The organism is Rhodoferax sp. (assembly GCF_028689305.1).
Classification (GTDB): domain Bacteria; phylum Pseudomonadota; class Gammaproteobacteria; order Burkholderiales; family Burkholderiaceae_C; genus Rhodoferax.
Map to the genome: position 1 here is coordinate 1 of NZ_JAQTWM010000132.1, position 6970 is coordinate 6970.

The window sequence follows — 6970 nt, forward strand, 5'->3', positions numbered from 1 at the left end:
CACCATTGCGGCCAGTGGTGTGGGCAATACGCTGCTGACGATGGCAGAGGTGTCTACCCGGACCGGGACGAAGCCGTCATACCGCCTGGAGATGGGGCTTGGCAACAAAGGGGAGTTGGCTGCGCTTCCACGCATTCATGCCGCCGGCAACGTTCAAGGGTTGCACAAACCCCAGATTCCCCAGGATGAGGCACGCCTTGGCTGAACGCACGCCGCCACGGCAGATGATGAGCAGCGGTGAATGTTGATGGGCCATGAGTTCATGCGCACGTGAGGCAAGCTGCCCCAGCGGAATGAGCGTGACGCCATCGACATGGGCTTCTTCGTACTCGTCTGGTTCGCGCACATCGAGCAAGAAGACGCTCTGTTGCTTTCGCCACTCCTGGGCTGTGCTGACGTCCACATCTTTCACCCCCCGGTAGCGGTAAAAAATCTTCAGCCAGAAATAGCGGGTGAGCTTCCAGAAGCCAAATGCAGCCAAAAGAATCAGGCCTGCCGCGACAGAAATAGTGAGTAGATTCACGGATTGTTTCCTTGAAAAGTCAGATGGGTTGAAGCCGGGATTTGCGAAATACAAAGAGGGGCGCCCCAGGGAGACTGCTGATACCCACAATCACAAAAAACAGCAGTGATGTCGCAACGGCATCTCCCTCGGATACGCCAACCTGGGAAAAGAAGTACCAATAAGCCGCTTCACGCACGCCGAATCCGGAGATGGAAATCGGCAGCATGGCCACGGTGAAAATCATGGGTGTGTAGATGACGCAGTGCGCCAGGGACACGCTGGCGCCAAGCGCATGAAAGATCGCCGCATTCACCGCTGCCACGCAGAGCTGGAACACGATGGACAGGGTCAGAATCCAAACGAACAAGGTCGGATTTCTCACCGTGTCACGCACGATCGCGACCGTGCGTTTCACCACGCCCTTGACACTGGAAAACCGGTCTGGCAAGGTTTTTCCCACAATGCCTTCGGCAATGCGGGGTACCAAAAACAACCCCACCAATGCCACGTCAATCACAAGAAAAACCACCACCATTTGCACTGTGCGTGTGTCAGCCTCGATAAAGGGCAACCCAAGCAGTGCGGTAAAACCAAGAGCAACGCCGGCAATCAGTCGCTCGGATACCACCGACCCAATGGCCTCAGGCACCTCGCCAGTTTCTTTGGTGGTCTCCCACGCACGCACTGCATCACCACCCACAGAGGTGGGCAACACGTTGTTGAAAAACAGGCCGACAAAATAGAGGCGAAGTAGTGTGAGAAATGGCAAGGCATGTTGGCGGGCGCGCAGGATGCAGCCCCATTTCCAGGCCGATATCACGATGGCAACGATCACTGCCGCAAATGCCAGGGACGTGCCCTCCAGCGAGAGGCTGCGAAAACGGGCCAGCAGCTGGGACAGGTCGAGCTTGTACAGCAGCAGCCCGGCCAGTCCCAGCGTCACCAGAATGCGTGCAGTCAGACGGAGGTGTTCCTTGGATGTCATGATGCCCTCACATCCGAAGTAGCGCTGGGAACTGCAGCCGACTTATGGGCATTGGACGCACGCATTTTTCGCAAGAGGTACGGGCCGATGGCAGAGCCAACCACAAACACCGTGATGGTGATGGAAAACACCCAGAACAGGACCTTGATGGAGCCGGTCAGGTTTTGGCCAAGATAGGAATACAGTAAGGTGGCTGGCAATTGCCCCAGACCCGTCGCCCAGACAAAGTCCCACAGGCCAATGGATGTCAAGCCGGCCCCGTAACTGATGACGTCAAACGACACAAACGGCAACAGGCGCGACACCAAAATGGCACGCACACCAAAGCGTGCAAAGAAAATGTCCCAAGTTTCCAGCGCTTTGCCGCCACCTACCAGCTTCTCTACCACGGGGCGTCCCAATGACTGCGCAATCCAGTAACAGAGCACGGAGCCTGCCATGGCGCTTGACCAGGACAGCAACGCACCCCAGGCCCAACCAAACAGCAACCCATTGGTAAAGGTCACCACGAACGCAGGCAGTGGCGCTGCAACCGACTGGAACACCATCAGCGCAGCGGACACCACAGCTGCCCAGGGACCAAATCCCAGCAGGTACTCTTTAAATGCCGCAATGGCAGCCGGAGGATCAGGCAAGGTCATGATGGCCACCGCATCGTTCACGTTTTTGCGTAACGATTCGTCAAACCAGTAGACCAGGCCAAGAGAGATCAACGTGGCCAGAACGACCCATATCCGTTGACGGGTAGAAGTTGATTTCATGGAGAACTTTCAAAGCAAGAGCGACCGCATGACGCGGCCCGCTCCTGTCGCAGAGGGGGCAGACGATGCAGCCTGCCTATGGATGAAATGCTGGACTCGGAAATCCAGACATGGCGAACCGATTACTTCTGCAGCGGATACTCTTCAGCCGCCTGTGCAGACCACTCCCACATGGAGCCCGCATAGTTGCGCGCCTTGTAGCCCAGGTCATTGAGCACCGTGGTCACCCAGCCGGACCGAATGCCACCGGTGCAGTAAGACACCACTTCCTTGTCGCGGGTAACGCCGCGTGAAGCCAGAACTTTTTCAATTTCTTCACGGGGAAGGAGTTGCCCGTTCTTGTCCAGCAGATCTTTGAAGAAGAGGTGTTTGGCAGGTAGCAGGTGACCACCACGCTTTTCTCCGTAAGGAGTCTGCCCCCCGTATTCACGGGGTTCACGCACATCAAGGAATGCCACGTCCTTGCGGCCAAGCTTGTGTTTGACTTCTTCCTTCTTGATTTCCAGTTGAGAACTTTCGCTGGCCACAAAGTCGCCCGGGACGCCAGCTGGCTTGACGCTCAGTTTGCCGATTCGTTCCAGCGCGCCCAGACCTCCGTCCACCAATGCCACGCGGGTGTGGCCCCAGGCGCGCAACAGCCAAGTCACGCGGCCATCTTCACCCCAGCCATTGACAGAATCCGCCACCACCACGATAGGGCGCTCTTTGGAAATGCCTAACGCCTGCAGCTTTTTGGTTGCCTGTTCCACCGGCAGAGGTCGTCCCTTGGTGGGCAAATTGGGCTCGGCCAGGTCCTGCCAGATCAAGGCCACTGCACCAGGAATGGCACCATTCTTTTTCTTCAAGTCCTCACCGCGCGCGTCAATCACCAGAGCCCCTTGCTTGATCAGATCGAAACCCGCTTGCGGTGTCACGATCCAGTCGCGATAAAACTCGACCGATGCACCGTTGACGGCAGCGGTTGTGGCGTATGCAGCGGGTGTGACGATGGCCAGCGTCATGCCGGCACTCATGGTCAGCGCCACGGACAGTGCGCTGAGCGATTTGGTAAATGTATTTTTCATAAAAAACTTGTGACGTTATTTGGAAGTCCTGATCAATGCCAGGTCGTTGCGACTGTAGGGATCTCGTTCTCAATTTCAAAGCGATAAATCCGCTTTTGGATATTTGAAAAACGCATATAGACCCTGCCATCCACTTCTAGAATCGCGTCGCCAAAGACGACCTACGTCGATGGATTCAAGGACTTTTTGCAGGAGAGAATGCGTATGCCACATGCCATCGTGGGTGTGATCGGAGGAAGTGGGCTATACCAGATGGACGGCCTTCAAAACGTGTATGAACACGAGGTACAGACGCCGTTTGGTGCTCCTTCAGACGTCATTGTGTGTGGCACCCTGGAAGGAACGCCGGTTGCATTTTTGGCTCGGCATGCAAGGGGGCACAAGCTCATACCGTCGGAAGTGCCGTACCGGGCCAACCTCTATGCCCTCAAGCAGTTGGGTGTCCGTTATGTGCTGTCGTTGTCTGCCGTCGGATCGTTGCGAGAGGAATTGCACCCACTGGACATGGTATTGCCAGACCAGTTCATTGATCTGACCCGGCACCGCAACAGTACGTTTTTTGGCTCTGGCGCAGTGGCCCATGTGTCGATGGCGCAACCGGTGTGCCCATTGTTACAGCGAATTCTGGCGCGTGCCGTGCAAGCCACCGATGCCAACATCCATCTTCACCAAAATGGCACCTATGCGTGCATTGAAGGCCCGCAGTTCTCCGGCCGCGCGGAGTCACTTTGGCTGCGCAGCATGGGGGCAGACCTGGTGGGCATGACCAACATGCCGGAGGCCAAATTGGCATTGGAAGCCCAGATGGCCTATGCCACTCTGGCAATGGTGACCGACTTTGACTGCTGGCATCCCCGGGAAGCGCATGTCACGACCAGCATGGCGCTGGAGAACCTGCTCAAGAATGCCAGTCGCGCGCAGCAGATCACAGCCCACGCCATACGCTTTTTGCGCCATGACATGCCGGTATCTGCCGCACACACGGCACTACAAAATGCCTTGGTGACCGCACCGGATGACATGCCCGCGGCAACCCGCCAGGTTCTGGAATTGCTCTGGAGCTGATGCCATGCACGCTACTTTGCCACTGCTGCAGCCCACCGACTTTCCCGCACTTAAACGCCACAACCTCGATACCTTGCAGGTCAATCTGGGGTATCGCTGTAATCAGAGCTGCCTGCACTGCCACGTGAGCGCCGGGCCGCACCGTGCCGAGATGATGGATGCGGCTACCGTTGCACTGATTCCTCCAGTACTCCAGGCCCAGGCGATCAGCACACTTGATCTCACTGGCGGAGCCCCCGAATTACATCCCGAATTCCGGGCGTTGATCCGGCAGGCCCGAGCTGCAGGGGTCCATGTGATTGATCGCTGCAACCTGACCGTCCTGCTCGAACCGGGGCAAGAAGGGACCGCCGAATTTTTGGCGCGCAAGCAGGTGGAAATCGTGGCGTCCCTGCCGTGCTACAGCACCGGCAATGTAGACCAGCAGCGCGGCGAAGGCACTTTTGAGAAAAGCATTGTCGCGCTGCGCAGGCTCAATGCACTGGGTTATGGCAGGCCCGGCAGCGGACTGGCGCTCAAGTTGGTTTATAACCCGCAGGGCCCCGTATTACCCCCATCGCAAGCGGCGCTACAGGCGGCGTATCAACAAGAGTTGCAGTTGCAATTCGGCATTGTCTTCAATGAACTATTGGTGTTGGCCAATATGCCGATTCAGCGTTTTGGTTCGGCGCTGATTTCCAAGGGTACCTTCCACACCTATTTGGAGTTACTCAAGCGCCATCATCAGAACGCCAACCTGGGCCAGGTGATGTGCCGAAGTCTGCTCAGTGTGGATTGGCAAGGCTATCTATACGATTGCGACTTCAATCAACAACTTGGCCTGACCGTGCCCGGGTATGCCCAAAGTGCCCAGCCCCTCCATATGCGAGATTTGCTGAACACCAGACTGCGGCATCAACCCATTCGTGTGGCCAACCACTGTTATGGCTGCACGGCAGGCCAGGGCAGCAGTTGTGCGGGCGCTTTGACTTGAGCGTGTGTTGCGGGACAAAGCCGGAGATATGCGTGTATCCATAGTCATCCCCGCCTTGAATGAGGCGGCTGCATTACCAGGCACCCTGCAATCTCTGCAGCAGCAGATGGACGTTCAGGCTTGGGAGGTGCTGGTGGTCGATGGCGCAAGCTCAGATGCAACGTGCACCATCGCACAGATGAACGGTGCAAAAGTTTTGCATGCGCCGCGTGGGCGCGCCGTTCAAATGAACCGTGGCGCTGCTGCCTCGGCGGGCGATGTGCTGTTATTTCTACATGCTGACACCCGGCTTCCGCCGGATGCGCTGCAGCAGCTGACCCAGGCCATATCAAGCGGCTATTCCTGGGGGCGCTTTGATGTGCAGATCCAGGGCCAGTCTCCGTGGCTCAAAGTGGTGGGCCATGGCATGAATGTGCGCTCTCGCGTGAGTGGCATCGCCACGGGCGATCAAGCCATTTTTGTCACACGCGCGGCATTCAATGCGGTCGGTGGATTTCCACCGCAGCCCTTGATGGAAGACATTGCGTTGTCGAGTCAGTTGAAGCGATTGGGACGACCCGCCTGTCTGCGCGCTCGTCTCATCACCTCGGGACGGCGCTGGGAGGCTCACGGCATCTGGCGCACCATCCTGTTGATGTGGCGTCTGCGCTTGGCCTACTGGTGTGGAGTGTCGCCCGAACGTTTGGCGACCTTGTACCAGTAGCACTGTGGCATGAGCGTGCGACTGATGGTGTTTGCCAAGGCTCCCGTGCCTGGCCAGGTAAAAACTCGCCTCATTCCGGCGCTGGGTGCAGACGGTGCGGCGCGGTTGGCTGCACACCTGTTGCAACGGACGCTGGATGCCGCGCGCGACGCAGCAACTGCCTTGAGGCGGGAAAAGCACCGCTCTGTGCACATTCATCTATGCGGCAGCCCCGATCCTGAACACGCGTCCTGGTCGGGCATCATTCTTCCGAAAAACTGCGCCAAGTCGGCCCAAATTGAAGGTGATCTGGGTGCACGCATGGCGCACGCATTCACACCGGCTTTGGGGTGTGGAGAGGATGTGCTGTTATTGGGAACCGACGGAGTTGGCCTGGACTGGCGCCGCATCGTCCAAGCCGTACAAGCTTTGGAGCAGCATGATGCGGTGCTGCAACCCGTGCTGGACGGCGGGTACCTGATGCTGGGACTGCGTCCCGCTGCATTGGGCAAGCTCCCAGCACTGTTTGAGGCCATGCCTTGGAGCACAGACCAAGTTGCGGCACTGACACTGGATCGGCTTGGAAGCCTGGGTTACGCCACCCTGGTGCTTCCTGCCTTGCGTGATGTGGACAGCCCCGGGGACCTTGCCCACGTTCTCAACCTGGTGCAGTGCATCGTGTGATGGCCCTGCACCCGGATGTCGTCGCCAGCCGCGCCACGAAGTGAGCCTGGCCATACCCCAGCTGGGAATTCACCGCTCACCCGCTCAAACAGCGTGGTTCTGTGAAAACTTCATCGGATTTTTAGCCTCTAGCCCACATCAATAAAGCGTCAATAGCTCTATAAATGATAGCAAGTTACTTGTCCTTGAGTGGCCAGCCGACAAACTGCGGGTAAAGCCGCGCCACCACCGGGCCGTTGAAGTCCCAGGTG

Annotated in this window: 8 protein-coding genes; 4 read left to right on the top strand and 4 right to left on the bottom strand. The window is 57.6% G+C overall.

Annotated features, from left to right (window positions below; translation table 11 throughout):
- Positions 1–76: 76 nt before the first annotated feature.
- From PHW99_RS17490 to PHW99_RS17505, 4 genes are all read right to left on the bottom strand, one after another.
- Positions 77–577 carry a rhodanese-like domain-containing protein gene (locus PHW99_RS17490; protein ID WP_300180661.1) on the bottom strand — a complete coding sequence of 167 codons (501 nt, stop codon included), beginning with the start codon at positions 575–577 and terminating at the stop codon, positions 77–79.
- Positions 543–1490 carry a lysylphosphatidylglycerol synthase transmembrane domain-containing protein gene (locus PHW99_RS17495; RefSeq protein WP_300180664.1) on the bottom strand — a complete coding sequence of 316 codons (948 nt, stop codon included), beginning with the start codon at positions 1488–1490 and terminating at the stop codon, positions 543–545. The genes PHW99_RS17490 and PHW99_RS17495 overlap by 35 nt, the downstream gene beginning before the upstream one ends.
- Positions 1487–2251 (bottom strand): TVP38/TMEM64 family protein, encoded by a 765-nt coding sequence (locus tag PHW99_RS17500; RefSeq protein ID WP_300180667.1) that lies wholly within the window; start codon positions 2249–2251, stop codon positions 1487–1489. The genes PHW99_RS17495 and PHW99_RS17500 overlap by 4 nt, the downstream gene beginning before the upstream one ends.
- Before the next feature lie 122 nt (positions 2252–2373).
- Entirely contained in the window at positions 2374–3315 is a 942-nt protein-coding gene (locus tag PHW99_RS17505; protein WP_300180670.1) for a rhodanese-like domain-containing protein, read from the bottom strand.
- A 204-nt stretch (positions 3316–3519) separates the two neighbouring features.
- On the opposite strand from PHW99_RS17505, the gene mtnP reads away from it, so the two are divergent.
- The 4 genes from mtnP to PHW99_RS17525 are packed head-to-tail and all read left to right on the top strand — an operon-like array spanning position 3520 to position 6719.
- On the top strand, positions 3520–4380 hold the full coding sequence (gene mtnP / locus PHW99_RS17510) for an S-methyl-5'-thioadenosine phosphorylase (RefSeq protein ID WP_300180673.1): 861 nt from the start codon (positions 3520–3522) through the stop codon (positions 4378–4380).
- 4 nt (positions 4381–4384) lie between these two features.
- Positions 4385–5353 carry an arsenosugar biosynthesis radical SAM (seleno)protein ArsS gene (gene arsS, locus PHW99_RS17515; protein ID WP_300180676.1) on the top strand — a complete coding sequence of 323 codons (969 nt, stop codon included), beginning with the start codon at positions 4385–4387 and terminating at the stop codon, positions 5351–5353.
- A 28-nt stretch (positions 5354–5381) separates the two neighbouring features.
- Positions 5382–6056 (top strand): TIGR04283 family arsenosugar biosynthesis glycosyltransferase, encoded by a 675-nt coding sequence (locus PHW99_RS17520; RefSeq protein ID WP_300180679.1) that lies wholly within the window; start codon positions 5382–5384, stop codon positions 6054–6056.
- Between the two features lie 9 nt (positions 6057–6065).
- Positions 6066–6719 (top strand): TIGR04282 family arsenosugar biosynthesis glycosyltransferase, encoded by a 654-nt coding sequence (locus PHW99_RS17525; protein ID WP_300180682.1) that lies wholly within the window; start codon positions 6066–6068, stop codon positions 6717–6719.
- The last annotated feature ends 251 nt before the right edge of the window (positions 6720–6970 follow it).

Bases quoted from the DNA above. Each gene is read 5' to 3' on its own strand.
- PHW99_RS17495 (WP_300180664.1), bottom strand. From the start codon at position 1,490: ATGACATCCAAGGAACACCTCCGTCTGACTGCACGCATTCTGGTGACG.
- PHW99_RS17500 (WP_300180667.1), bottom strand. From the start codon at position 2,251: ATGAAATCAACTTCTACCCGTCAACGGATATGGGTCGTTCTGGCCACG.
- PHW99_RS17505 (WP_300180670.1), bottom strand. From the start codon at position 3,315: ATGAAAAATACATTTACCAAATCGCTCAGCGCACTGTCCGTGGCGCTG.
- mtnP (WP_300180673.1), top strand. From the start codon at position 3,520: ATGCCACATGCCATCGTGGGTGTGATCGGAGGAAGTGGGCTATACCAG.
- arsS (WP_300180676.1), top strand. From the start codon at position 4,385: ATGCACGCTACTTTGCCACTGCTGCAGCCCACCGACTTTCCCGCACTT.
- PHW99_RS17520 (WP_300180679.1), top strand. From the start codon at position 5,382: ATGCGTGTATCCATAGTCATCCCCGCCTTGAATGAGGCGGCTGCATTA.
- PHW99_RS17525 (WP_300180682.1), top strand. From the start codon at position 6,066: ATGAGCGTGCGACTGATGGTGTTTGCCAAGGCTCCCGTGCCTGGCCAG.